Origin of the sequence: Halomonas sp. HNIBRBA4712 (assembly GCF_043558675.1) — a bacterium.
Classification (GTDB): Bacteria; Pseudomonadota; Gammaproteobacteria; order Pseudomonadales; family Halomonadaceae; genus Vreelandella.
Window position 1 is genome coordinate 550,871 of the sequence record NZ_JBIFXR010000002.1, and the last position, 23,885, is coordinate 574,755.

Sequence of the window (23,885 nt, forward strand, 5' to 3'; positions counted from 1 at the left end):
CTGGTACGTGCATAGCTTAACTGATTGGCATTACGCCTGAAGCACCGCTTTTCGTGGCCGATTCGCGTTTAGCGAAGCAGCTCGTCTTCCGCGTGACCAAGCAGGTATAAAAGCCCGTCGAGACCCACCGTCGACACCGCCTGACGCGCCTCGGCGCGCACCAGGGGCTTGGCGTGGTAGGCCACACCCATGCCGGCTTTGGCCAGCATCTTCAGATCGTTGGCGCCGTCCCCTACGGCCACGGCCTGATCGAGCGAGAAGCCTTCGCGCGTGGCGATCTGCTCTAGAAGCACCGCCTTGCGCTCGGCATCGACGATCGGGTCCGCGGTTTCGCCGGTGACCAGACCCTTGCTAATCACCAGTTCGTTGGCGTGAATTTCGTCGAAGCCGAGGCGCTGTTGCAGCGCCTGGGCGAAGTAGGTGAAACCGCCGGAGAGAATCGCGGTGCGATAACCCAGCCGCTTCAAGTTCTTCATCAGCCGTTCGACGCCCTCCATCAACGGAAGCTCGCTGGCGATACTTTCGAGCACGGTCTCCGAAAGCCCCTCGAGCTTGGCCATGCGCTCGCGAAAGCTCGCCTTGAAATCGAGCTCGCCGCGCATGGCGCGCTCGGTTACCTCGGCGACCTGATCGCCCACGCCGTGGCGCTTGGCGAGTTCGTCGATCACCTCGGCCTTGATCAAAGTCGAGTCCATGTCGAAGCAGACCAGCCGGTAGGCGCGCTCGCCGGCGTTCTGAAGCACGATATCCACAGGCTCCGCCTCGCCGATCGCCAGCGCCGCGTGGCGAAGCGCCTCCCACTCGGCATCATCGCCTTCGACGACATATTCGATGGCGTCCATGGCCGCGCCTTTCGACGCCTCGGCCAGGCGCGTCACCCCACGCTCCTCGAGATCGAAGCGCTTTTTCAGCGCGGCGAATTCGGACTCAATGGCCGGCGTCAGTGTCGGCGCCAGCAGGGTCAACCGTCGTTCGTTACGTGCCATGATTACTCCCCTGCCTCCAGGCGGTCGACTTTCTGAAATCCGCGCGGCAGTTTGCTGCCACGGCGGCCGCGTTCGCCGCGGTAGTAGGCGAGATCCGCGGCCTTCAAGGTGAGCTTGCGCTTGCCGGCGTGAATGATGAGCTCGGCGGCGTCACCCAGCACCGCCATGTCGCGCACGAACTCCTCGCGCCTTGCGGCCCGGGGGCCGGGGATATCGAGCAGTTTGTTGCCCTTGCCCTTGCTCATTTGCGGTAGCTCGCTCAAGGGGAACAGCAACAGCCGCCCTTCGTTGGAAACGAGCGCCACCCACAGCGCCTCGCCTTCCGGCACCGCGACCGGCGCCATCACGCTACACCCCTTGGGCAGGCTCAGCACCGCCTTGCCGGCCTTGTTCTTGCCGGTGAGATCCCCAAGCGTTGCCAGAAAGCCGTAGCCGCCGTCGCTTGCCAGCACGAACTTCTGGGTCGGCGCAGCGAGCATGAGCCCGGTCATCTGCGCGCCGGCGGCAACGTTGACCCGGCCGGTAATTGGCTCGCCCTGGCCGCGGGCGCTTGGCAGGTTGTGGGCGGCCAGGGTATAAGCCCGGCCGGTATCGTCGAGCAGCACCAGCGGCTGGTTGGTCTTGCCGCGCCCGGCAAGCTGATAGCGGTCGCCGGCCTTGAACGAGAGCCCGGCGGGGTCGATGTCGTGGCCCTTGGCGGCGCGAATCCAGCCCTTCTCGGAGACCACCACGGTGATCGGGTCGGCGCCCAGAAGCTCCACCTCGGAGAGCGCTTTGGATTCGGCTCGCTCGACCAGCGGTGAGCGGCGGGCGTCGCCGTGCTCCTTGCCAGCGGCGCGGATCTCCTTCTCGATCAGCGTGGTGAGCTTCGCTTCGCTCCCCAGTAAACCCGTGAGGCTCTTGCGCTCTTTCTCGAGCGCGTCCTGCTCGCCGCGAATCTTCATCTCTTCGAGTTTGGCCAGGTGGCGCAGGCGAAGCTCGAGAATCGCCTCGGCCTGACGCTCGGAAAGCGCGAAGGCCTCGATCAGCGCGGCCTTGGGCTCATCCTCCTCGCGGATGATACGAATCACTTCGTCCAGGTTCAGGTACGCCGCCAAAAGACCTTCGAGAATGTGCAGGCGATCCTCGACCTTGCCGAGGCGGTGCTCCAGGCGCCGGCGCACGGTGGCACGGCGGAAAGTGAGCCACTCGCCGAGCATCTCCGGCAGCGGCATCACCCGCGGGCGGCCGTCGAGACCGATCACATTCATGTTCACCCGCACGTTCTTCTCGAGATCCGTGGTGGCGAACAGGTGCGCCATTAATGAGTCCACATCCACCCGGCTCGAGCGCGGCTCGATCACCAGCCGCGTGGGCTCCTCGTGGGTGGATTCGTCGCGCAGATCCGCCACCATGGGCAGCTTTTTCGCCTGCATCTGCGCGGCGATCTGCTCGAGCACCTTGGCCCCGCTCACCTGGTACGGTACCGCGGTGATGACGATGTTGGCCTCTTCACGCATATAGCGGGCGCGCAGCTTCACCGAGCCGCGGCCGGCCTCATAAAGTTTTCGCAGATCCGCCGCCGGGGTGATGATTTCGGCGTCGGTGGGGAAATCCGGCGCGGGGATGAATTCCATCAGATCCGCGGTGGTGGCCTTGGGATTGCGCAGCAGATGGCAGGTCGCCTCGACTACCTCACTGACGTTATGCGGCGGAATGTCGGTGGCCATGCCGACGGCGATGCCGGTGCCGCCGTTGAGTAGCACATGGGGCAGGCGCGCCGGCAGCACCACCGGCTCCTGCATGGTGCCGTCGAAGTTCGGCGCCCACTCGACGGTGCCCTGCCCAAGCTCACTGAGCAGCACATCGGCGAATTTCGAGAGCTTCGCCTCGGTGTAGCGCATCGCGGCAAAGGATTTGGGATCGTCGGGGCTACCCCAGTTGCCTTGGCCATCCACCAGCGGGTAGCGGTAGCTGAACGACTGGGCCATCAGCACCATGGCCTCGTAGCAGGCGCTGTCGCCGTGGGGGTGAAACTTGCCCAGCACGTCGCCCACGGTGCGCGCGGACTTCTTGTACTTGGCGTTGGCGTTCAGCGCCAGTTCGCGCATGGCGTAGATGATGCGCCGCTGCACGGGTTTCATGCCGTCGCCGATGTTGGGAAGCGCCCGGTCTAAAATCACGTACATCGAGTAGTCGAGGTACGCTTTTTCGGTGTAGTCGCGAAGGGAGAGGCGCTCGACGTCGCCTTCGGCCACTTGAATATCCATGGTCATCCAGGGTTATACCTCAATGTCTGCGAGGTTGCCGTAATCTTCCAGCCACTTCTTGCGGTCGCTGGCGCGCTTTTTGGCCAGCAGCATGTCCATCATCTCGAGCGTGCCGTCGCCATCCTCGAGGGTGAGCTGAACGAGTCGGCGCGTCTCCACTGCCATGGTGGTTTCTCGAAGCTGCAGCGGGCTCATTTCACCGAGGCCCTTGAAGCGTTGAACGTTGGGCGGGGCGGCCTTCCGCGTGCCGCGCTTTTTCGCGAGCTGCTTCAATATCGCCGCCTTCTCGCTTTCGTCCAGGGCGTAGTGCACCTCCTTGCCCAGATCAATGCGGTAAAGCGGCGGCATGGCGACGAAGACGTGGCCGGCGTCGACCAGGGACGGGAAGTGCTTGACGAACAGCGCGCACAAGAGCGTGGCGATGTGCAGGCCGTCGGAGTCGGCGTCGGCGAGAATGCAGATCTTATGGTAGCGAAGCTTCTCGAGGTCGGCGCTGCCCGGGTCGGCGCCGATAGCGACCGCAATATCGTGTACCTCCTGGGAGCCGTAGATGTCGTGGGTTTCGACCTCCCAGGTGTTGAGAATCTTGCCGCGCAGCGGCAGGATCGCCTGGGTTTCGCGGTTGCGCGCCTGCTTGGCACTGCCGCCGGCGGAGTCGCCCTCGACCAGAAAGAGCTCGCTTTGCGAAGGGTCCTGGCCGGAGCAGTCGGCGAGCTTGCCGGGCAGCGCCGGCCCGGAGGTCACCTTCTTGCGCGCGACCTTCTTCGCCTTCTTCTGGCGGCTTTGGGCGGCGCTGATCACAAGTTCCGCGAGCTGCTCGGCCTGATCGACGTGGTGATTGAGCCACAGCGAGAAGGCGTCCTTGACCACGTTGGAGACGAACGCCGCGATGGTGCGCGACGAGAGCCGTTCCTTGGTTTGGCCGGCGAACTGCGGGTCGAGCATCTTCACTGAAAGCACGAAGGAGGCGCGCTCCCAGAGATCGTCGGCGGTGAGCTTGATGCCGCGCGGCAGAAGACTTCGGTACTCGCAGAACTCGCGCAGCGCCTCTAAAAGCCCGGAGCGAAAGCCGTTGACGTGGGTGCCGCCCTGGGGCGTGGGAATCAGGTTGACGTAGCTTTCCAAAAGCGCCTCGCCACCTTCCGGCAGCCACTGGATCGCCCAGTCGACGCCGTGCTCGTCGTCGCTGAAGTGGCCAACGAAGGGCTCGCTCGGCAGTACCTCGTAACCGTCGGTGGCCTGAGCGAGATAGTCGCGCAGGCCATCGGCGTAGGCCCACTCGGTTTTAGTGCCGTCGGGCTCGACCAGGGTGACATTGAGCCCCGGGCAGAGCACCGCTTTGGCACGCAGGAGATGCTTCAGGCGGCCAAGGGCGAGTTTGGGGCTGTCGAAGTAGCTTTCGTCCGGCCAGAAACGTACCAGGGTACCGGTGGCGCGCTTGGCGGCCTTGCCGATCTCGTGGAGCTCCTCGGCCTTTTCGCCGTGCTCGAAAGCGATGGCGTGGCGCGCGCCGTCGCGGGTCACTTCCACTTCCAGGCGTTTCGATAACGCGTTGACCACCGACACCCCGACGCCGTGCAAGCCCCCTGAAAAGCGGTAGCTCGAGGCCGAGAACTTGCCGCCGGCGTGGAGTTTGGTGAGGATCAGCTCGACGCCGGAGACGCCGTGCTCCGGGTGGGTGTCGATCGGCATGCCGCGGCCGTTGTCCGTCACCTCGATCGCGCCATCTTCCAAAAGCACCACGCTGATGGCCGTGGCGTGACCCGCCAGCGCCTCGTCGACGCTGTTGTCGATGACTTCCTGAGCCAGGTGGTTAGGCCGCGAGGTGTCGGTATACATACCGGGGCGCTTGCGTACCGGCTCGAGCCCCGAGAGAACCTCGATCGAACTCGCGCCGTACTGAGAGCCGTCAAACTGGGTCATGGTGCATCAATTCCTGGAAACGGTACCTTACCGCGCCGGATGAACGGGCGCGGCGAAAAAAGACACAGGATAGCGTAAAAGCAAATTACTGTATATCCAGCCATACCTGACCGATCACGGCCAGCCAGCGCCACGGTCGAGTGTGTCAAGGGCCATCCTTCTCGGCGGCCCAGAACGCGCGAATGAGCCCCTGGCTCGAAGCGTCCAGCGAGCCGATATCGCCGTCGCCCTCCATCAGCGCGCGGGTCTCCTTGGCGATCTCCTTGCCAAGCTCCACGCCCCACTGGTCGAAGGGGTTGATGTCCCAGATCACCGCCTGGACGAACACCTTGTGCTCGTAGAGCGCTATCAGCGCGCCCAGGGTGTGCGGGGTGAGCTCGTCCATCAGTACCGTGGTGGAGGGCTGGTTGCCGCGATAGCGCTTGTGCGCCGGCGGCGTGCCCTCTTCAGCCACGGCGTCGTCGCCGAGCATCAATACGCGCGACTGGGCGAAGCAGTTGGCAAGCGACAGCCGGTGCTGGGCTTTCAGGTGGCGCCGAGTGTCCGGGTCCTCGACATCGTCGTAGCGCTTGAGCGGGGCGATGAAGTCGCACACCACCGGCTGGGTGCCCTGATGCAACAGCTGGTAGAAGGCGTGCTGGGCGTTCGGGCCGAGCTGACCCCAGAGCACCGGGCAGGTGGAGTAGCTCACGCTTTCGCCCTGGCCTGTGACCGATTTGCCGTTGGACTCCATTTCGAGCTGCTCGAGATACGCCGCGAAGTACTCGAGCCGCCCATCGTAGGGCAGAATCGAGTGGGCGCGAATATCGAGAAAATTGACGTTCCAAATGCCCGCCAGGCCCAGCAGCACCGGCAGATTCTGATCAAGCGGCGCCTCACGGAAATGGTTGTCCATCGCATGGGCGCCTTCCAGCAGCGCGCGAAAGTGCGCCATGCCGACGATCAGTGCGATGGGAAGCCCGATCGTGCCCCAGAGCGAATAGCGCCCGCCGACCCACTCCCAGAACATAAGCTGATGGTCCGGCGCAATGCCCCACTCGCACATCTTCTCCGGGTTGGCCGAGACGCCGATGAAGTGCTGGCGCACGATCAGCTCGGCGCTTACGGGATGGGCGCCGGCCATGTCGTCGTGCTCGGAGAGCCGACCCAGCAGCCAATCCTTCGCCGTATTGGCGTTGGAGAGCGTGTCGATGGTGGTGAACGACTTCGACGACAGAATGAACAGCGTGGTTTCCGGGTTGAAGCGGGCGAGATAATCCGCCAGCTGGGAGCCGTCCATGGTCGAGGCAAAGTGCACCTCCACCGGATGAATGTCCGCCGGGCGGTAGTCCGCCAGCGCGTGGGTGACCATCAAGGGGCCAAGATCCGAGCCGCCGACACCCAGATTCACCACGTGGCGAATCGGTTTGCCCGTCGCCCCGCGCCACTGCCCGGCGTGAAGCCGAGCCACCAGCCGTTCCATTTGATCCAGGCTTTCGTGCACGGCGGTGACCACGTTCTCGCCGTCGACATCGAGCGTGGCATCCACTGGCAGGCGCAGCGCGGTGTGAAGCGCCGGGCGGTTTTCACTCACGTTGACGCGCTTGCCGCTCAAGAGCGCTTCGATCGCGGTTGGCACGCCGGCCTCGCCCGCCAGTGCCAGCAGGTGCTCCAGGGTGTCGTCATCGAAGCGCTGCTTCGAGAGATCGAGCGTGAGCCCGCCTACGCTGCGGCTGAACGTTTCGAAACGCGCCGGCTCGCCGAAAAGATCCTTTAGATGCACGTGCTTGAGCGCCTGCGCGTGGCGGGCCAGCGTTTGCCAGGCGGGCAGCGTGTCGGGGGTGTCGTGTTTTGCCAAGGCCATGTCCCTCTTTTGGCGGCGATCCGAAAGCGCGGGGCTGTTGCGTCGTGGCGAGGGCGCGTAAACTACGCCCCCTCCATCCTCTATCCCGGCTTGCCCATGAGTACCGCATCTTACCGTGACGCTATCTTTTCGACACCCCTTGACCGGGTCGCACGCTTCTCTTTCGACGAGCAGGTGGTGGCGTGCTTTCCCGATATGGTTCGCCGATCGATACCGGGGTACGGCCAGATTCTCGGGATGCTCGGCGTCATCGCTCAGCGCCACCTGCGCCACGGCGCTCACGTGTACGATCTGGGCTGCTCGCTCGGCGCCTCGGGCCTGGCGCTTGCCGGCGCCCTGCCCGCGGATGCGTTTCGCTACACCGGGGTCGATGTCTCGCCGGCGATGGTGGAGAAAGCGCGCGAGACCTTCACCGCCGAGTGTTCCGAGCACGCCATGACGGTGCTCGAGGAGGATATCCGCACGCTCGAATACGCCTCTTCGGGCATGATCATTCTTAATTTCACGCTGCAGTTTCTGCCGCCGCGTGATCGCGACGCGCTGCTCGCAAGGCTTTTTGAGGCGCTCGAGCCCGGCGGCGTGCTGATTCTCTCGGAGAAGACCGTCGACCCGGACGAGCGCGACAACGCCTGGCGGGTCGAGCGCTACCACGACTTCAAGCGCGCCAACGGCTACTCGGAGCTGGAGATCAGCCAGAAGCGCACCGCGCTCGAGAACGTGCTGATTCCGGATAGCCTCGATGGCCTGCAGGAGCGGCTCGGCAAGGCGGGCTTCCCCCGCGCCATGACCTGGTTTCAGTACCTGAATTTCGCCTCCCTGATCGCCTTCAAGGAGAGCTAACGTGGCAAAGCCCCTTCCCGACGATCACAGGGCGCTCTACCAGGCGTTTCTCGACCAGGCCACCCAGAACGACGCCCTGCTCCCCTGGCTTGCGCGCCTGCCGCAGCAGCTCGCCGATGGGCTCGACAAGAAACGCCACGGCGATCTCTCGAGCTGGGAAAAGGCGGTGAAAAAACTGCCGCTCCTGCCCGAGCAGCGCACCGTATCGCTCGATAGCGACACGGTTAGCGTGGCAATGACGCTGGACGAAAGCCAGCAGCGCCAGTGCTTCAACCTGCTCAAGAAACTCGCCCCTTGGCGCAAGGGGCCGTTCAGCCTTGGCGGCATTCACATCGACACAGAGTGGCGCTCGGACTGGAAGTGGCAGCGCGTGGCACCGCACCTTTCGGATTTGAAATACCGCAAGGTGCTGGATGTCGGCGGCGGCAGCGGCTACCACGCCTGGCGCATGGCCGGCGCGGGCGCGGATTTCGTGCTGGTGATCGACCCGTCACCGCGCTTTTACTGGCAGTTTCAGGCGGTGCGCCACTTCGTCGGCGACGCGGACGGCAACCGCACCCACTTCCTGCCAGTTGGCATCGAGGACGTGCCGGAGAACCTGGGCTTTTTCGATACCATCTTCTCCATGGGCGTGCTCTACCACCGCGCCTCGCCCTTCGAGCACCTGAACCAGTTAAAAGCGGCGCTTGCTCCAAGCGGCGAGCTGGTGCTGGAAACTCTGGTGGTCGAAGGCGATGAGCAGACGGTGTTCGTGCCCGGCGAGCGCTACGCGGCGATGCCCAACGTCTACTTTCTGCCCTCCTCGAAAGCGCTTTGCCACTGGCTTACCCGCTGCGGCTTTGAGAACGTCCGCGTCGTCGATGAAGCGCCGACGAGCCTCGATGAGCAGCGCTCGACGGACTGGATGACCTATCAGTCGCTTGCGGACTTTCTCGACCTCGAAGACCGCACCCGCACGATCGAGGGTTATCCGGCGCCGAGGCGGGCGGTTATTCTGGCTGAAAAGCCGGTCAGTTAACGCCGCAAGATCACCAGCCAACGACCCAGATTCAGAATGCTGGCAAGCGAGGCCGCGACGTAGGTAAAGGCGCAGGCGGTGAGCACGTGGCGGGCGCCGGCCATGTCGCGTGGCGGTACGTACTCTTTCAGAAGCGGGAGCGCGCGGTTGAAGCTGGCATCGAACTCCACCGGCAGCGTGACCAGGTGCACCACCGCCGCGGTGCCGAAGCTGATGACGGCGACGGCGATCACCGCGGCGAGCCCGCCGGGCAGGCGGGTGAGGATGAAAAGAAAGGGTGCGGCCATCATTAGAAGCGCGCCGAGCTTTTCGGCTTTTTGCGCCACGCCGACCATTCGACTGCGAGCGATGAGCGGCGCATAACCCTCGGCGTGCTGCAGCGCGTGGCCGACTTCGTGGGCGGCGACGGTCACGGCGGTGAGCGAATGGCCGTCAAAGTGATTTGGCGACAGGCGCACGGTGCGCGTCAGCGGGTCGTAGTGATCGCCCTGCTCGGTACGCTCGACCGCAACCTCCTTGAGATCAAAGCGGCGAAGCAGGTGGCTTGCCAGTTCGGCGCCGCTACCGGGGTAGTCGTCGCGCCCTTTGGTGTGGCGCTTCAATACCCACTGCGCCCAGAGGTTGGGCAGCAGAAAAATGGCCAGCGCCAGCGCGATCAGCAGTACGATCATGGTCGGGTTTCCGGTCGATCTCAGAACATGCCGAGTGTTGTACCACGACCACGCCAGCGCTGCACGACGGCGAATCAGCCGTTGGCCTCTCGCGCTTCCTCTTCCAGATGCTGCTGTACATCGCGCTTGACCGCCTCGAGCCCGCGAGCGGAAATGCGGCCCTGTTCATACGCATGTTCGGCCATCAGTACGCTGTCGGCGGCCAGCACCAGGTCGCAATCGCTGCCCTTGAGCTCGTCGCGCAGGCGCTCGATCCCCTCCTGACGTTTGGGATCCTTGTCCACCCGACGAATGTAGACCGCCTTGATCCGCCCGGGGTAGGCCTTGACCACCTCGGTGTAGACCTCCGGGTCGTGCTGGCCGCTGTCGCCGATCAAAATGCACGGCATGTCGTCGTAAAGCGCCAGCATGCGGTCGATCAGATCGCGCTTGTGCGCCTCGGCCTTGCGCGGCCAGGGCTTGCGCCAGGAGATTCCCCACTCACGCAGAAAAAGAATCGGCCCGACCGGAATGCGGTTGAGCTGAAAGAAGGTTTCGAGCATTTCGTAAATGGCCCAGGGGCCGCGAGAGACGTACAGGATCGGCCGCTCGGCCTTTTCACTCTGGCCGCGATAAAGCGACTGGTAAAGCGAGGCCACTCCCGGAAATGCGGTGCGCCGGTGCGGTTTGCGAACGAACAGCCGGTAGAGCATCTTGAGCTTCTCGGCCACGCCGGTGAACATGACGGTATCGTCGATATCGCTGATCACCAGCAGGTCCGCTTCCGGGGGTGGCACGTAAACTTCCGCACTGGTGCGAACGCTCTGCTGTCCCTGAGCGTGCACCATGATATCCGCGCGATGCCAGGAGACATCGATGGGAAGGTCGTGCTCGATGGGAAGGTGGGCATCGAAATAGCCGTCGCGATCCGTGGTCATCGACAGCCTGTTTTCACCAATGCTGATGTCCACTTCGGCGTCGCTCAGCCCGCGACGAAAAATGCGGCGAGTCACGTCGGCGGTATCACGTAAAATGCCGCGCCGGGGAATGGCGCGGCCGAGTGCCGCCTGACGAAACACGCGGCCCATGAGGAAAACTTCCTTCTGCGAGCCATAGCCGCGGTAGGGATGAACCACCATCCCACCGCGGCCCTGGTCACGCTTCATGGGCCTGGCGACAACATGGACAAGCCTCTTAACGAAGCTTGCCCAGGGGCTATACCATGCCATCAGGCGTGTTGGCCCGAGTGTTTGCCCTCTTCGATCTCTTCGAGCAGCTTGGAGCAGAACGCATCGAGATCTTTCGGCGTGCGGCTGGTGACCAGGGCCTCGTCGCAAACCACGGCTTCGTCGACCCACTCGACGCCGGCGTTTTTCAGATCCTGGGCGACGCTGTGAACCGAGGTCATCTTGCGACCTTCCACCACGCCGGCGTTGATCAGAATCCAGGGGGCGTGGCAAATGGCGCCGACCGGTTTACCGGCCTGGAAGAACGCCTTGACGAAGCTCAGCGCGTCGTCGTTGGTACGAAGCTCATCCGGGTTGAAAAGACCGCCCGGCAGCACCAGCGCGTGGTAGTCAGACTCGGACACCTCGGAAAGCGCCTTATCGGCATCGTAAGTGTCGCCCCACTCGGTTTCGGCCCAGGCACGAATGCCCTTGCCGTTCGGCGTCACGATATGCACTTCGATACCGTTTTTTTGCAGTGAGGCCTTCGGCACGCTCAGCTCGGACTCCTCGAAGCCATCGGCGGCCAGAATTGCAACACGTTTACCGCTTAGTGATTGACCCATCGTGCTCTCCTTTTCGTGATGAACTGATCAAAACGCTTACGTTGCGCTATCTCCTACAACGCTTTCAAGTGTGGCTGATCCTGTACAATCGTCAAGCTCGGAGTCCGACCGAATCGCGCCACCAGCGCGTTACAAGTTATACACGAGAGCCGGCCCCATCGTTGAACGGGGCCGGCTCTCATGGATTCGCAACAGCTGGCGGGCTTTAGAGTGTGGCAGTTCTAAAACAGCTTGCTGATATCGCGCGCGTCCCAATGGGGGAAGTGTTTGCGCACCAGCGCGTTCAGGTCGCGCTCGAAGGCGGCCCAGTCGGTGCCCTGACCCTGCTCGCCCTGCTCGGCCACGCCGCGGATCATGCCGGCGCCAACGGTCACGTTGGTCAATCGGTCGATGATGATGAAGCTGCCGGTGCCGGGGCTCGAGCGGTAGTCGTCCAGCGGCACGCTGGCGGTCAGCTCGACCTCACAGCGGGCGATGGCATTGAGCTCGAGCCGCTCGGCCGGCGAGTGCGCCAGGGTGTTGACGTCGACCTGATAGTCGATCGCGCGCACCTGCCCGGAAAGATCGCGCGTGGCGAGCTTGAAGTCGTAGAGCTTGCCAGGTACCAGCGCATCCTCGTGCATCCAGACGATATCCGCCTTGAAGGCGTTTGAAAGCGCTACTTCGGCGTTCGCCTCGACCAGCCAGTCGCCGCGGGAGATATCGATCTCGTCTTCCAGGGTGACGGTGATCGCCTGGCCCGGGTAGGCGGCGCTCAGGTCGCCATCGAACGTCACGATGCGCTCGACGTTAGAGGTCTTGCCCGATGGCAGCACTTTCACCCGCTGACCGGGGCGCAGGATACCCGCAGCGAGGGTGCCGCAGTAGCCGCGAAAATCCAGGTTCGGGCGGTTGACGTACTGCACCGGCAGGCGCAGATCCGTCAGGTTCTGGTCCTCGCTCAGCTCGACGCTTTCCAGAAGCTCGATCAGCGTGCGGGCTTCGTAGCCCGGGCCGAAGTACCAGGGCGTGCGTTCGCTCTTGTTGACCACGTTGTCGCCGGTCAGCGCCGAGAGCGGCACGAAGCGAATGTCCGGGGCGTTCAGGTTGGTGGCGAACTGCTGGTACTCGCGCTTGATCTCGTTGAAGCGCTCCTCGGAGAAGTCGACCAGGTCCATCTTGTTGACCGCGATCACCAGGTGCTGAATACCGAGCAGATCGGCAATGAAACTGTGACGTTTGGTCTGGGTCTGCACGCCGTAGCGCGCGTCGATCAGAATCACCGCGAGGCTCGCGGTGGAGGCGCCGGTGGCCATGTTGCGGGTGTACTGCTCGTGGCCCGGCGTGTCGGCGATGATGAACTTGCGCTTGTCGGTGGAGAAGAACCGGTAAGCCACATCGATGGTGATGCCCTGCTCGCGCTCGGACTGCAGCCCGTCGACCAGCAGCGCCAGATCCACCGCATCGCCGGTGGTGCCGCTGGTTTTCGAGGCCTGGGTGATCGCGGCGAGCTGATCCTCGAAAATCATTTTCGAGTCGTGCAGCATCCGCCCGATCAGCGTGGACTTGCCGTCGTCGACGCTACCGCAGGTGATGAAGCGCAAGAGATCCTTGCTCTCGTGCTCCTGCAGGTACTGCTCGATGTTGTCGGCGATCAAGTTCGACTGGTGTGCCATTAGAAGTACCCCTCGCGCTTTTTCTTCTCCATCGACCCGACCTGGTCGCGGTCGATGGCGCGCCCGCTACGTTCGCTGGTACGGGTCAGCAGCATTTCCTGAATGATCTCTGGTAGCGTCGCCGCGGTGGATTCGACCGCACCGGTCAGCGGATAGCAGCCAAGCGTTCTGAACCGCACCGATTTCTGCTTCGGCACCTCGCCCGGCGCCAGTGGCAGGCGCTCGTCGTCGACCATCACCTGCATGCCGTCGCGCTCGACGATCGGTCGCGGGGCGGAGAAATAAAGCGGCACGATCGGGATCGACTCGAGATAGATGTACTGCCAGATATCGAGCTCGGTCCAGTTCGAAAGCGGGAAGACACGGATCGACTCGCCCTTGTTGACCTTGGCGTTGTAGACGTTCCAGAGCTCGGGGCGCTGGCTTTTCGGGTCCCAGCGGTGGTACTTGTCGCGAAACGAGTAGACCCGCTCCTTGGCGCGCGACGCCTCTTCGTCGCGGCGCGCGCCGCCAAAGGCAGCGTCGAAGCCGTACTTGTCCAGCGCCTGCTTGAGCGCTTGGGTCTTCATGATATCGGTGTACTTGGCACTGCCGTGATCGAAGGGGTTGATGTTCGCCGCCCGCCCCTCTTCGTTGGTGTGCACCAGAAGCTCCATACCCGCTTCGCTCGCCGTGCGGTTGCGAAACTCGATCATCTCGCGAAACTTCCAGGTCGTATCGACGTGCAGCAGCGGGAACGGCGGCGGGCCCGGGTAGAACGCCTTACGCGCCAGGTGCAGCATGACCGAAGAGTCCTTGCCGATGGAGTACATCATCACCGGGTTACTGAACTCGGCGGCGACTTCACGGATGATATGAATCGATTCGGCTTCGAGCTGCTTGAGGTGCGTCTGGCGCGCACCGTCGATTGCTACCGATCTCTCCCGCCGCTCGGCCTGCGGCGGCGCCTTCAACTGGGTCATTGCCTACTCCTCAAGAAACACCGCGCCTTATTCGGGCTGATTGCAAACGGTGTTCGCCTCATTTTTAGTCACTGGAAGTAGGGTAACGCCGAAAGGTAATAACCTGAAAGAATTAATGACTATCTTTTTATTCTTAAAAACTCTATAGAGCGATCACACCTCGACCCGCTCGACCCAGGTTCGCCAACCGCCGTCGCGGGAAAGCTCTACCATGCGATAGCCCGAGCGCGAGGCCTCGTCCACGGCGAAACTTTCGGCGCCGGGCAGGAACTGGTCCGCCAACGCCGGGCAGCCGTAGACGCCGATGCGGTGGTCATTTACGGCTTGCGTGGCGGCAAACGCCTGATGGGCGTGGCCAAAGAGCACGAGCTTCACTTGGGTAAAGCCCTCGAGCGCCTGCCAGAAGCCGTCGCGATCAAAAAGGCCAATGGCATCCATCCACGCCGCCCCCACATCCACCGGCGGATGGTGCAGGCCAATCAGCGTGGGTTTGTCGCTCTGCGCCAAACGTTCCGAGAGCGCCTGGCGCTGCTCTTCGCCCAGCTCCCCGTGAGGCTTGCCCTCGACGCGGGTATCCAGCAGCAACAACCGCCACTCGTCCAGCTCTACCTCATCAACCAGCGGATGACACTCGGCCATGAACGCCGGCTGATCGTGATTGCCGGCCAGCCAATACCAGGGGCACGGCAAGCGCTCGAGCGCCTGACAGGCGTGCTGGTAGGAGATCAGGGTTTCGTCCTGGCTGATATCGCCGCTAAACAGCACCGCATCCGGGCGCTCGTCGATGACCCGCTCGATCACGCGCTCGAACTGCCGCCAAGGCACACCCGTCCGCGAACGCGCGGTTTTATCGGCGTAGAGGTGGGCGTCGGTGATCTGAACCAAGCGCATCACGGGTACTCGGGAATATCGTAGGCGTGGCCGTGGGCCAGGCCGTGGGCGAGCCACTCGCCGAGAAAGCGGTTGAGCTGAAGCTTCTCGTCGGGCTGGTGCATTCGGGCGTTGGGGTAGCGGTAGCGGCCGCTGAAGTGGCGCTCGCGCTGAAAGTCGGTCACTTCGGCCATGCGCACGTCGTGGTAGAGATGCACGCGCATTTTCGGCCCCTCGAGCACCCCATCCAGCGGCCCGGTCTGGGTCACTTCGACCATCGTGGTGTAAGGCGCCTGCTCGAGCACGGCCAGGTGAAGCGCGCCCAGCGTCTGGCCCTTGCTGTGCAGGCTGATGTCGCGCTGCTGGCCGGCGTCCAGGTCGCCGACCAGCCGCAGCAGACGCGCATAGTTGGCGCTGCACTCCCCTTGCAGGGATTTGAGGTCGGTTACGTAGGCGGCTCTAGCCATCGTCACTCCTTTCACATTCGCGGGTACTTTCACATTCGCGGGTAACCGGGGGCGGGTGAGACGCCGCGCGCAGCGAGGCGCGCTGGCCGTTGAGCCAGTGCAGCGCAATCAGGCTCATGGCGTTGTCCAGGCGCCCTTCGCCTAGAAGCCGCCAGGCCTCAACGAAGCTCACCACGTGAACGCGGATATCCTCGTGCTCCTCGTCGAGCCCGTGAATACCGCCAAGCCCCCTGGTATCGACCAAGCCACAAAACAGCGTGACCCGCTCGTTGCAGGCCCCAGGACTTGGGTAGTAGGTGTGAAGTTGGGTCAGCGCGCCTACCTTGCAACCCGCCTCCTCGAGGGACTCGCGCCGGGCGACCTGCTCCAGCGACTCGCCCTGCTCGACCAGGCCCGCCACCAGCTCGAGCTTCCAGGGCGAGCGCGGGTCGTCGATGGCGCCGGCGCGAAACTGCTCGACCATCACCAGCGCATCCCGCTGCGGGTCGTAAAGCAGCACGCCGACCGCGTCAAAACGGCTATGGATTTCCCGGCGCATCGAATCGCTAACACCGCCGTCGAAAAGGCGGTGGCGCAGCGTCAGCTCCTCGAGGCGAAAAAACCCCTGGTAGAGGGTTTCGCGCTTTTCGAGCGTGACGTCGCTACGGCGAAACGTTGGCCTGGACAGCGAAGTGGGGTTGGACGCCATGAGGCACTCCCGGTGGGCACAATCGCTCTATTATCAATGCTCGATGCCGGGAATGCCAATTGAGGGGGGATTAAAGCGACTGCAGCAGCGTTTGCGCCTCGCGGCGAAGCGCCTCGTCGGAAAGCTGGCGGCTTTCGCGGGCGGTGCCGTCGACTGCGCGTTGGGCGTGCTCACGCGCGGCCTGGGTCTGGCCCTCCTCTTTCAGAAAGGCGGCGTAGTAGTAGTTCACGTCGATGCCGTTCGGGCGAATCTCGAGCGCGCGCTGGAACATGCGCTCGGCGGTGTCGCTGTTGCCAAAACCGAGCGGCCGGCCCGGCGCCCGGTCGTAAAGCGCGCCCAGGGTCACGTAGGCGGAGCCGTTACTGCCCTGGGGGTCGATCTCGATGGCGCGCTCGAGCACCGCGCGGGCATCCTTGGCGGTGCCGAGCGCGCCAAGCCCACTGCGCTCGCGAGCGTAGGAGGCCAGAATGATGCCCTGCCAAACGAGCACATCGGCGCTATTCGGGTTCTGCTCGGCAAGGGTGGCAGCCTCGCTACTGAGTGCCTCCAGCGTGCCCTGGCGCTGGTTGGCGGGCAGGTCGGTCACCGTGTGCTCCCAGCGGTTCTTGAGCGAGAAGAGTTCATCCTGATAGGCGCTCGCAGCGAGCGGCGATAGCGCAAGCGCTCCGCCCAGGGTGAGTGCCAGCAGCCAGCGTGAGGTATGCGTACGCATTGAAAAAGCTCCTTGGTTGTTATTGTCCCGCGCTCGAAAGCCATACGCGGCTCCCGTCGCGAGCCGCTTCCCCCACAATGTAACGAACGTTTGAATGACTCGCCAGCGCTGAATGACTCGCTTAGACCAAAGGGCCCACGCCCGACATTTTCCACCACGGCCTCCGCCATTACCGCTGCGTTCATTTACAGGACGTTGGGCCGCGCGGCGCTTTCGATTAAGCTTGAGCGCTTGCCGACAAGGAGTAAGACGCGATGAAAGGCCGCAACATGACCCGCTGGCGCGACCCGGCCAAGGACCCGCGCCAGGCGCCCAAGAGCAACCTGATCACCGCCCAGGGCGCCGAGCGCCTGCGCGGCATTCTCGATCATCTTTCCAGAGTGAAGCGCCCGGCGCTCTCCGCCAAGGTGGGCGAAGCCGCCGCACATGGCGACCGCTCGGAAAACGCCGACTACACCTACAACAAGAAAGAGCTCAACCGAGTGATCGCGCGGATTCGCTACCTGACCAAGCGCCTCGATGAGCTACAGGTGGTCGACCGCCTGCCGGCAAATACCGACAAGATATTCTTCGGCGCCTTCGTGAGCCTGGAAGACGACGAGGGCGAGGCGCTCGAGATCCGCATCGTCGGCCACGACGAGATCGACACACAAAAGCGCTGGATCAGCGTCGATGCGCCGATGGCGAAAGCGCTACTGGGCAAGGAAGTGGACGACGAGATCACCGTACAGACCCCGAGAGGTGAGGACTGCTACATCGTGACGGCGATTCACTACGCCGGCGCCTGATACACTGGCCTGGCCGGGTTGGACGGATTCGCCTGAATGGACAGATCGCGCATGCCATGAACTTTCCATGAGGCCCTTGCCCTGACCCAACATGTCCGTAATACTGGACACATGGAAATAAAAGATGCCACTTCAAGTTTCAGCGCGCTTTCCCAGCCCACTCGCTTAAAAGCGTTACGCCTTCTCTTGCGCCACGAACCCGACGGCTTGCCCGCCGGCGAGATTGCACGCAGCCTCGACGTGCCCCACAACACGCTCTCGGCGCATCTCACGGTGCTCGCAGGAGCGGGCTGGGTCAGCTCCCGGCGCGAAAGCCGCTCGATCATTTACCGCGCCAACCTCGACCACATGCAACAGGTACTCACCTTTCTGGTCAGCGACTGCTGCAACGGCGACCCAATACTCTGCGCGCCGCTGGTCGATGCCCTGACAGCCTGTTCATCGTCCTCAACGAAGGAACCACTTCCATGACGTCCTTGATTTACCACAACCCCAATTGCGGCACCTCGCGTAACACGCTGGCCATCATGCAGGCCTCCCGGGAGCCGCATGAAGTCATCGAATACCTCAAGACCCCACCCAGCCGGGAGCGGCTACAGGAGCTGCTCGCGCTGATGGCGATGGCGCCGCGCGAGCTGCTGCGCCAGAAGGAGGCGCCCTACCGCGAGCTGGGCCTCGATGACCCCGCCGTGGACGACCAAGTACTCATCGACGCCATGATGGCCCACCCCATTCTGATCAACCGCCCGATCGTCGTGACCGGCAAGGGAGCACGGCTTTGCCGCCCTTCAGAGCGGGTTTTCGCCCTGCTTGAGAGCCCGGTGGCCACGTTCGCCAAAGAGGATGGCGAACAGGTCACGCCCTCCTCCCCGACGAGTCAATGACGCCATGCTGGCGTTGACCATCTTTATTGTCACTCTGCTATTCGTGATCTGGCAGCCCAGGGGCCTCGGCATTGGCTGGAGCGCGCTGGGCGGTGCCGTGGCGGCGCTGATGACGGGCGTAGTGCAAGTAGGCGAGGTCGCCATTGTCTGGGAGATCGTCTGGGACGCGACGTTCACCTTCGTGGCGCTGATCATCATGTCGCTGCTGCTCGACGAGGCGGGCTTCTTCGCCTGGGCGGCGCTTCACGTGGCGCGCTGGGGCAATGGCCGAGGGCATCTGCTGTTTCCGCTGGTGGTCGTGCTGGGCGCCTTCATTGCCGCGTTCTTCGCCAACGACGGTGCCGCGCTGCTGCTCACGCCCATCGTCATCGCCATTCTATTGCGTTTGAACTTCACCCCACCGGCGGCGCTGGCCTTCATCATCGCCACCGGATTCGTGGCGGATACCACGAGCCTTCCGCTGGTGACCTCCAATTTGGTCAACATCGTCACCGCCAACTACTTCGGCATCGGCTTCGACCGCTACGCACTGGTCATGGTGCCGGTCAACCTGGTCTCGCTTGCCGCCACGCTCGGCGTGCTCTGGCTCGCTTTCGGGCGACGGATACCGGCGCGGTATACGCTGGATAAGCTAGAAGCACCGGCCTCGGCGATCAAGGACCCGCTGGTGTTCAAGGCCGCTTTTCCGCTGTTGGCGCTGCTGCTGGTGGCCTACTTCGTCACCGCATCACTTGACGTGCCCATCGCGCTGATCACCGGCGCTGCCGCACTGGTCCTGACGGCGCTGGCCGGACGCTGGTGGCGCGCAGGCTCCGGCGCAGTAGTATCCGTCAATCAGGCGCTACGCGGCGCGCCCTGGCAGATCGTGCTGTTTTCACTCGGCATGTATCTGGTGGTGTACGGGCTTGGCAATGCGGGCTTGACCGGCCTCGGCGCTCAAGCGCTCGAATGGCTCGCACGCCAGGACGATATCGTCGCCACGGTGGGTACCGGATTTCTGATCGCGCTCGTCGCCTCAGTGATGAACAACATGCCCTCCACGTTGGTGGCAGCGCTTTCCATCGATCAGGCCCAACTGCCAACGCTGACCCGGGAGCTGATGATTTACGCAAGCGTCATCGGCAACGACCTGGGGCCAAAGTTCACCCCCATCGGCAGCCTGGCCACGCTTTTATGGCTTCACGTGCTGGCGGGCAAGGGGTATCGCATTGGCTGGGGGGAGTACATGAAGGTGGGGCTTGTGATCACCCCACCGGTATTGCTGGCCACGCTTCTGGCGCTAGCACTGTGGCTTCCGAGGCTGCCGACCTGAGCTCACTCCAGCGCGTAGTCGACGGTCGTGACCACGCGCACGCGCTTGATCTGAGGCGTGTAGGTATCCAGATCCTCGATCGAGAAGTAGCCCTGAGTGGCGCTTCTGATGCCGCCCACGGCGCTGCCGGAGTCTTCGGCGAACTGCTGGGCGGCACTTCGCGCATCTGCGGTGGCCTCGCGAATCATCTCGGGCTTGATCGCATCGAGCCCGGTGAACAGAAACTCGGTGCGGTACTCGTAGCTTGGCGAGAGCAGCACACCCTGGCGCACCAGCGCCGTGGCCTCGGGCACCGCCTCGATCACTGCCTGCACGCGGTCAGTGCGCAAGAGAAGTGTGGCCTCGGCGCGGTAGCGCTCGTCCGGGCGCTCGCCGCCGTAGGCGTTGGCGAACTGGTCGGTGATGCGCGGCGGCGTGGTGCTGATGCTATCTGGCGCAAAGCCGCGCTCGGTGAGAAAGGTGCGAATCAGGCGCTCGCCGCTCGAAAGCTGCCCTTCGAGCTCACCCAGCGTATTGGCGCTGACCGCGTAGTTGAGCGGCCAGAGCACCAGATCCGCCGCCACCTCGCGCTCCGCGAGCCCGCGCACGGTCACGCTTCGCGACGACTGCTCCCACACCTGGGCAGCCCCTTTCAGGTAGCTTCCGCCCCAGCCAAGCCCCAGCGCCAGCAAGGCGCCCAGCACCGCGGCGCTCACCAGCCTGCCGCCACTGCGTCGATTGATCGTCATGGGTGCCCCCGTTTAAGCCTCAAGAGTGATCCACGCCTTTGACCGCTGCTTGCGTCAAAAGCGCCGGTCACATGGGAGAATTTATCGCTCGGCCTGATAAACGCGAAAACGCCGGTTGTCGGCCAGGGTCTCGACGCTCGAGAAGGCGCTCTGGAGCAGGTCCGGGTACGGCAAGAAGGCGTTGGCCACCAGCAGTAGCTGCCCGCGGGGGTTCAGATGCCTGGGGGCCTGCTCAATCAGGCGCGCACTCGGCCCGTAGCTGAGTTCGCGCTCCTGATGAAACGGCGGGTTGCTGACGATCATGTCGAAGCGCTCGCCGTCGAGGGCGCTGAACACGTCGCTCTCCATTATTCGAGCGTCCAGACCGTTGGCCTCGAGAGTGCGCCGGCAGGCGGTGACGGCGAAGGCGCTGACGTCCACGGCGGTCACGCGATGGCCGCGCCTGGCGAGCCAGGCGGTGATGATGCCATCGCCGCAGCCCATATCGAGTATCTCGAGCGGGGCCCGGCCGAGTCTCGACTCGAGTTGCTCGAGCAGAAGCTGCGTTCCCTCATCGAGCTTGCCGTGACCGAACACGCCCGGGTGGCTGACCAGTTCGAGCTCCAGAGCTGCAAAGCGGGTCCAGACATCTTCCGGGTCAGCGCCTTTCACCGTACGCGTGGAGTACAGCGTACAGCGCCGGGCGTTATCGAGCTTGTCGCAGCGCATGTTGCGCGCTTCGAGGAATTTGGGCACGCGCTTGATACCGCCCTGGTGCTCGCCGACGATCTCTACCTCGGTGCCCTCGGGCAGTACCTGGCAGAGCCAATCGAGCCACCAGACGCCGAGCTGGTGCGCCTTGGGCCAGAACAGCACCACCTGGCCCGCACTCGGGTCGACGCGGGTATCGAAAGGGCTTTGGTCGCGCTTGTCTCGCGCCTGCCAGGCAGTGCGAAGCGCAATACTGTCGCTGACCATGATGGCGGAGCGCGCGATCAGCCAGGCGTCTTCCGGCGGGGCAATGGGGCACAGCTCGACGCGCTCACCGTGGTAACGTTCGAGCAGTTGGCAGGCGGGCAGTTGGGCACTCATGAATCGGCCTCGGGTTGGGTCAATGGCTTGGTCAGTGTGTAAAGAAGATAGCGGCCCAGGCGCCAGTGCGGCTCCTGACGGCAGTAGCGCTTTTCCAGCGCGAGCAGCGTGGCATCTTCGGCTTCGCTCGCCGGCGGATTCTTGAGGTAGTCCTGAAATACGCGAATCCCGGCGACCTCTTCTACTCTGAGCCCGCACTCTTCGGCCCAGCGGGTGAGTGCCTCGTGAGTCAGCGGCGAAATCGGCGTCAGCCGCTGGCGCTTGCCTTTACCTTCGAGCGTGTCATCCAGCGCCTTTTGCAGATTGCCCTTCACGGCGTTGGAAAAGCGCAGCGCGTCGCGGTTGAACACCATCAGGCTCAGCTGGCCGCCGGGCGCGAGCAGCGCGGCCAGGTGTTCGAGCGCCGCGCGCGGCTCGCCCAGCCACTCGAGCACCGCGTGGCAGGTGATCAGCGGCCAGGGGCCGGGAACATCAAGGGGCAGCGCCTGAAGCGGCGCGTGCAGGTAGCGGATGGCATCGCTGGGGATCGTCTCGCGTTCACCGTGCCAATCGCGAGCGTAATCGAGCATATCCGCCGAGGGTTCGGCCAGGGTGACGCGATGACCGCGCTCGGCGAACCAGGCCGCCTGCTGGCCAAGCCCGCCGCCCACGTCCAGCACCGGTTGAGCGTCGAGGTTAAGCATTTGCGGCAGCAGATAATCGAGCATCTTCAGGCGCAGCTCGCCGCGCGGGGCGTGGTAGAGCGCGCGTGAAAACTTCTCGACCATGCCGTCGAAATAGCGATCTCCCGCCGGGGTGAGTTCATATATGGGGTGCATCCAACAAGCCCGTGCCGATCAAAAGCGCCCAGTCTACCCTGCCGGCGCTTTTAACGCTTGCGACGAAGGCAGCGCCGTAAAGCCCAGGCGCCGTTCGAGCGCTGCCGCCAGCTGAAAAAGGCGCTTGTCCTCGCCCATTCGCCCAATGACCTGAACGCCTACCGGAAGTCCTTGCGATAGGTGGAGCGGCAGCGACATCGCCGGCTGGCCGGTCAGGTTGGCAAGCTGGGTAAAGGGTGTGCGGGCCAGCGCATCTGCCGCGAAGTGCTTAAGCAGCCCGAATTTCAGCGCCAGCCGCGACATGCCGGGCAGCGCCAGCAGCGCCATCAGCCGCTCGCGCGCCGGGCTTGGGTAGAGCTCGCCGATTCCGGGCGCGGTGCTCGTGGCCACCGGCAGCACGAGGACATCGAAGCGCTCGTGAAACGCCCCCATGCGCGCCCCGGCCTGGCTCCACTCGCGCCGGGCAAGTTCGTAGCGCCGGGCGTCCAGGGCGCCGCCGAGCCGGCCGATCGCCCGCGTGGTGGATTCGATCGCCAGGCGCCGGAAGGCCGTGGCGGTTTCGCGGCTCAGGCTATCGAGCTCCGCCGCCATTTGGCCAAGATAGAGCGTCAGATAGCTCTCGGCGAGCGTCTCGCCCTCCACGGGCGGGTCTGCCCACGCCACCGTGTGGCCGCTGGCAACGAGTTCCAGGCCGACTTTCTCGACGGCGGCTTTCACTGCCGGGTCGAGCGCGCCGGAGAGCCCGCGCGACAGCGGCTCGCCCAGCGACAGCGCTACTCTTAGCGGCTTTGGATCCTGCTCGAGCGCGGCAAGGTAGCCGGTTTCGCGCGCAACCGGATAAGGGCTTGCGGCCACGCTGCCGTTGATCTGCTCCAGAAGCGCAGCGCTGTCGCGCACGCTGCGCGTGATCGCATGCTCGACCACAGCGCCCTGCCACACTTCGCCTTGAGACGGCGCCAGCGGCACCCGCCCGCGCGAGGGCTTGAAGCCGAACAGGCCGCAGTAGCTGGCCGGAATACGAATCGAGCCGCCGCCGTCGCCGGCCAGCGCCAAGGGTACGATCCCGCCGGCCACCGCCGCCGCGGCGCCACCGCTGGAACCGCCCGGCGAGTGGCCCAAGCGCCAAGGGTTCTGCGGGTGGGCAAACGCCCTGGGCTCGGTAATCGCCATCAGCCCGAACTCCGGCGTCGCGCTCTGCCCAAGGATCACCAGCCCCGCTTGGCGTGCGCGGGTGATGATCGGCGAATCCTCTTTCGCGACAACGCCCTTGAGCGCCGCGCTGCCCGAGGCCAGCGGCTCACCGGCAAGCGCCATCAGCAGATCCTTGGCAAGCGTGGGCACGCCAGTGAAGCAGCTCTTTTCACTTACGGCTGCGCTCTCTCGCCGGGCGCGCTCGAAGCGGGTACGCACCACCGCGTGAAGCGACGGGTTAAAGCACTCTATCGCCTCGATGGCGGCTTTCAAAAGCTCTTCACGGCTGACCTCACCGCGGCGCACGAGGGCAGCTAGGCCCATGGCGTCGAAGCGCTGATACTCCTCGAGATACATGAAAAACTCCACCGGGCTAATACCGTTCATTTAAGCATGGGTAGCGCTTGTGGGAGGGAGCTTCAGCTCGCGACGGGTGGT

The 23,885-nt window shown here is 64.0% G+C and carries 23 protein-coding genes; 6 read left to right on the plus strand and 17 right to left on the minus strand.

Annotation, left to right across the window (positions count from 1 at the left end; translation table 11 throughout):
* Window positions 1–68: 68 nt before the first annotated feature.
* The 4 genes from serB to pgi form a co-directional block, all read right to left on the minus strand.
* Window positions 69–986 (minus strand): phosphoserine phosphatase SerB, encoded by a 918-nt coding sequence (gene serB / locus ACGK9R_RS06990; RefSeq protein WP_394579627.1) that lies wholly within the window; start codon window positions 984–986, stop codon window positions 69–71.
* Between the two features lie 2 nt (window positions 987–988).
* Window positions 989–3,241 (minus strand): DNA topoisomerase IV subunit A, encoded by a 2,253-nt coding sequence (parC, locus tag ACGK9R_RS06995; RefSeq protein ID WP_394579629.1) that lies wholly within the window; start codon window positions 3,239–3,241, stop codon window positions 989–991.
* Window positions 3,242–3,247: 6 nt separating this feature from the next.
* Window positions 3,248–5,158, minus strand: a complete 1,911-nt coding sequence (gene parE, locus ACGK9R_RS07000; protein WP_394579631.1) for a DNA topoisomerase IV subunit B — start codon at window positions 5,156–5,158, stop codon at window positions 3,248–3,250.
* Between the two features lie 145 nt (window positions 5,159–5,303).
* A complete protein-coding gene (gene pgi / locus ACGK9R_RS07005) occupies window positions 5,304–7,001 on the minus strand; it encodes a glucose-6-phosphate isomerase (RefSeq protein ID WP_394579633.1) in 1,698 nt (565 codons plus the stop codon).
* A 96-nt stretch (window positions 7,002–7,097) separates the two neighbouring features.
* Between pgi and cmoA the strand changes: the two genes are divergently transcribed.
* Window positions 7,098–7,841, plus strand: a complete 744-nt coding sequence (cmoA, locus tag ACGK9R_RS07010) for a carboxy-S-adenosyl-L-methionine synthase CmoA (protein ID WP_394579635.1) — start codon at window positions 7,098–7,100, stop codon at window positions 7,839–7,841.
* A gap of 1 nt (window position 7,842) precedes the next feature.
* Entirely contained in the window at window positions 7,843–8,859 is a 1,017-nt protein-coding gene (cmoB, locus tag ACGK9R_RS07015) for a tRNA 5-methoxyuridine(34)/uridine 5-oxyacetic acid(34) synthase CmoB (RefSeq protein WP_394579636.1), read from the plus strand.
* On the opposite strand, the gene ACGK9R_RS07020 is transcribed toward cmoB, so the two are convergent.
* The 9 genes from ACGK9R_RS07020 to ACGK9R_RS07060 all read right to left on the minus strand — a co-directional run bounded on the left by ACGK9R_RS07020 (window position 8,856) and on the right by ACGK9R_RS07060 (window position 16,655).
* Complete coding sequence (locus ACGK9R_RS07020; protein WP_394579638.1) at window positions 8,856–9,530, minus strand: zinc metallopeptidase; 675 nt, start codon at window positions 9,528–9,530, stop codon at window positions 8,856–8,858. The genes cmoB and ACGK9R_RS07020 overlap by 4 nt on opposite strands.
* Before the next feature lie 74 nt (window positions 9,531–9,604).
* Window positions 9,605–10,738 (minus strand): App1 family protein, encoded by a 1,134-nt coding sequence (locus tag ACGK9R_RS07025; RefSeq protein ID WP_394579640.1) that lies wholly within the window; start codon window positions 10,736–10,738, stop codon window positions 9,605–9,607.
* Window positions 10,738–11,301 carry a type 1 glutamine amidotransferase domain-containing protein gene (locus ACGK9R_RS07030; RefSeq protein WP_394579642.1) on the minus strand — a complete coding sequence of 188 codons (564 nt, stop codon included), beginning with the start codon at window positions 11,299–11,301 and terminating at the stop codon, window positions 10,738–10,740. The genes ACGK9R_RS07025 and ACGK9R_RS07030 overlap by 1 nt, the downstream gene beginning before the upstream one ends.
* A gap of 221 nt (window positions 11,302–11,522) precedes the next feature.
* Window positions 11,523–12,956 (minus strand): sulfate adenylyltransferase subunit CysN, encoded by a 1,434-nt coding sequence (gene cysN / locus ACGK9R_RS07035; RefSeq protein WP_394579645.1) that lies wholly within the window; start codon window positions 12,954–12,956, stop codon window positions 11,523–11,525.
* On the minus strand, window positions 12,956–13,918 hold the full coding sequence (gene cysD / locus ACGK9R_RS07040; protein WP_394579647.1) for a sulfate adenylyltransferase subunit CysD: 963 nt from the start codon (window positions 13,916–13,918) through the stop codon (window positions 12,956–12,958). The genes cysN and cysD overlap by 1 nt, the downstream gene beginning before the upstream one ends.
* A 153-nt stretch (window positions 13,919–14,071) precedes the next feature.
* Window positions 14,072–14,809, minus strand: coding sequence for a metallophosphoesterase (locus tag ACGK9R_RS07045; protein WP_394579649.1), 738 nt, complete (start codon window positions 14,807–14,809; stop codon window positions 14,072–14,074).
* Window positions 14,809–15,255 (minus strand): DUF1249 domain-containing protein, encoded by a 447-nt coding sequence (locus ACGK9R_RS07050; protein WP_394579651.1) that lies wholly within the window; start codon window positions 15,253–15,255, stop codon window positions 14,809–14,811. The genes ACGK9R_RS07045 and ACGK9R_RS07050 overlap by 1 nt, the downstream gene beginning before the upstream one ends.
* Window positions 15,248–15,943 carry an NUDIX domain-containing protein gene (locus ACGK9R_RS07055; RefSeq protein WP_394579653.1) on the minus strand — a complete coding sequence of 232 codons (696 nt, stop codon included), beginning with the start codon at window positions 15,941–15,943 and terminating at the stop codon, window positions 15,248–15,250. The genes ACGK9R_RS07050 and ACGK9R_RS07055 overlap by 8 nt, the downstream gene beginning before the upstream one ends.
* Before the next feature lie 70 nt (window positions 15,944–16,013).
* Window positions 16,014–16,655 carry a TRAP transporter TatT component family protein gene (locus tag ACGK9R_RS07060; RefSeq protein WP_394579655.1) on the minus strand — a complete coding sequence of 214 codons (642 nt, stop codon included), beginning with the start codon at window positions 16,653–16,655 and terminating at the stop codon, window positions 16,014–16,016.
* Window positions 16,656–16,909: 254 nt separating this feature from the next.
* Here ACGK9R_RS07060 and greB point away from each other — a divergent pair, with 254 nt between their 5' ends.
* The 4 genes from greB to ACGK9R_RS07080 all read left to right on the plus strand — a co-directional run bounded on the left by greB (window position 16,910) and on the right by ACGK9R_RS07080 (window position 19,639).
* Entirely contained in the window at window positions 16,910–17,443 is a 534-nt protein-coding gene (gene greB / locus ACGK9R_RS07065) for a transcription elongation factor GreB (RefSeq protein WP_394579657.1), read from the plus strand.
* Window positions 17,444–17,554: 111 nt separating this feature from the next.
* Complete coding sequence (locus tag ACGK9R_RS07070; protein ID WP_394579659.1) at window positions 17,555–17,914, plus strand: ArsR/SmtB family transcription factor; 360 nt, start codon at window positions 17,555–17,557, stop codon at window positions 17,912–17,914.
* Window positions 17,911–18,327, plus strand: coding sequence for an arsenate reductase (glutaredoxin) (arsC, locus tag ACGK9R_RS07075; protein ID WP_394579661.1), 417 nt, complete (start codon window positions 17,911–17,913; stop codon window positions 18,325–18,327). Before ACGK9R_RS07070 ends, arsC begins: the two co-directional genes overlap by 4 nt.
* Before the next feature lie 4 nt (window positions 18,328–18,331).
* Window positions 18,332–19,639 (plus strand): arsenic transporter, encoded by a 1,308-nt coding sequence (locus ACGK9R_RS07080; RefSeq protein ID WP_394579663.1) that lies wholly within the window; start codon window positions 18,332–18,334, stop codon window positions 19,637–19,639.
* A gap of 2 nt (window positions 19,640–19,641) precedes the next feature.
* Here the strand turns inward: ACGK9R_RS07080 and ACGK9R_RS07085 are convergent, their stop codons facing one another.
* The 4 genes from ACGK9R_RS07085 to ACGK9R_RS07100 form a co-directional block, all read right to left on the minus strand.
* The gene (locus ACGK9R_RS07085; RefSeq protein WP_394579665.1) at window positions 19,642–20,367 is read right to left on the minus strand and encodes an SIMPL domain-containing protein; all 726 of its coding nucleotides are present in this window, start codon (window positions 20,365–20,367) and stop codon (window positions 19,642–19,644) included.
* A gap of 81 nt (window positions 20,368–20,448) precedes the next feature.
* Window positions 20,449–21,438 (minus strand): methyltransferase, encoded by a 990-nt coding sequence (locus ACGK9R_RS07090; protein WP_394579667.1) that lies wholly within the window; start codon window positions 21,436–21,438, stop codon window positions 20,449–20,451.
* Window positions 21,435–22,256: a methyltransferase domain-containing protein gene (locus ACGK9R_RS07095; RefSeq protein WP_394579669.1), complete on the minus strand. Its 822-nt coding sequence runs from the start codon at window positions 22,254–22,256 to the stop codon at window positions 21,435–21,437. Before ACGK9R_RS07095 ends, ACGK9R_RS07090 begins: the two co-directional genes overlap by 4 nt.
* Before the next feature lie 33 nt (window positions 22,257–22,289).
* Window positions 22,290–23,804, minus strand: coding sequence for an amidase (locus tag ACGK9R_RS07100; protein WP_394579671.1), 1,515 nt, complete (start codon window positions 23,802–23,804; stop codon window positions 22,290–22,292).
* Window positions 23,805–23,885 lie beyond the last annotated feature (81 nt).

Excerpts from the sequence above, each read along its gene's own strand:
- serB (WP_394579627.1), bottom strand. The coding sequence starts at position 986 with ATGGCACGTAACGAACGACGGTTGACCCTGCTGGCGCCGACACTGACG.
- parC (WP_394579629.1), bottom strand. The coding sequence starts at position 3,241 with ATGACCATGGATATTCAAGTGGCCGAAGGCGACGTCGAGCGCCTCTCC.
- parE (WP_394579631.1), bottom strand. The coding sequence starts at position 5,158 with ATGACCCAGTTTGACGGCTCTCAGTACGGCGCGAGTTCGATCGAGGTT.
- pgi (WP_394579633.1), bottom strand. The coding sequence starts at position 7,001 with ATGGCCTTGGCAAAACACGACACCCCCGACACGCTGCCCGCCTGGCAA.
- cmoA (WP_394579635.1), top strand. The coding sequence starts at position 7,098 with ATGAGTACCGCATCTTACCGTGACGCTATCTTTTCGACACCCCTTGAC.
- ACGK9R_RS07020 (WP_394579638.1), bottom strand. The coding sequence starts at position 9,530 with ATGATCGTACTGCTGATCGCGCTGGCGCTGGCCATTTTTCTGCTGCCC.
- ACGK9R_RS07025 (WP_394579640.1), bottom strand. The coding sequence starts at position 10,738 with ATGGCATGGTATAGCCCCTGGGCAAGCTTCGTTAAGAGGCTTGTCCAT.
- ACGK9R_RS07030 (WP_394579642.1), bottom strand. The coding sequence starts at position 11,301 with ATGGGTCAATCACTAAGCGGTAAACGTGTTGCAATTCTGGCCGCCGAT.
- cysN (WP_394579645.1), bottom strand. The coding sequence starts at position 12,956 with ATGGCACACCAGTCGAACTTGATCGCCGACAACATCGAGCAGTACCTG.
- cysD (WP_394579647.1), bottom strand. The coding sequence starts at position 13,918 with ATGACCCAGTTGAAGGCGCCGCCGCAGGCCGAGCGGCGGGAGAGATCG.
- ACGK9R_RS07045 (WP_394579649.1), bottom strand. The coding sequence starts at position 14,809 with ATGCGCTTGGTTCAGATCACCGACGCCCACCTCTACGCCGATAAAACC.
- ACGK9R_RS07050 (WP_394579651.1), bottom strand. The coding sequence starts at position 15,255 with ATGGCTAGAGCCGCCTACGTAACCGACCTCAAATCCCTGCAAGGGGAG.
- ACGK9R_RS07055 (WP_394579653.1), bottom strand. The coding sequence starts at position 15,943 with ATGGCGTCCAACCCCACTTCGCTGTCCAGGCCAACGTTTCGCCGTAGC.
- ACGK9R_RS07060 (WP_394579655.1), bottom strand. The coding sequence starts at position 16,655 with ATGCGTACGCATACCTCACGCTGGCTGCTGGCACTCACCCTGGGCGGA.
- greB (WP_394579657.1), top strand. The coding sequence starts at position 16,910 with ATGAAAGGCCGCAACATGACCCGCTGGCGCGACCCGGCCAAGGACCCG.
- ACGK9R_RS07070 (WP_394579659.1), top strand. The coding sequence starts at position 17,555 with ATGGAAATAAAAGATGCCACTTCAAGTTTCAGCGCGCTTTCCCAGCCC.
- arsC (WP_394579661.1), top strand. The coding sequence starts at position 17,911 with ATGACGTCCTTGATTTACCACAACCCCAATTGCGGCACCTCGCGTAAC.
- ACGK9R_RS07080 (WP_394579663.1), top strand. The coding sequence starts at position 18,332 with ATGCTGGCGTTGACCATCTTTATTGTCACTCTGCTATTCGTGATCTGG.
- ACGK9R_RS07085 (WP_394579665.1), bottom strand. The coding sequence starts at position 20,367 with ATGACGATCAATCGACGCAGTGGCGGCAGGCTGGTGAGCGCCGCGGTG.
- ACGK9R_RS07090 (WP_394579667.1), bottom strand. The coding sequence starts at position 21,438 with ATGAGTGCCCAACTGCCCGCCTGCCAACTGCTCGAACGTTACCACGGT.
- ACGK9R_RS07095 (WP_394579669.1), bottom strand. The coding sequence starts at position 22,256 with ATGCACCCCATATATGAACTCACCCCGGCGGGAGATCGCTATTTCGAC.
- ACGK9R_RS07100 (WP_394579671.1), bottom strand. The coding sequence starts at position 23,804 with ATGTATCTCGAGGAGTATCAGCGCTTCGACGCCATGGGCCTAGCTGCC.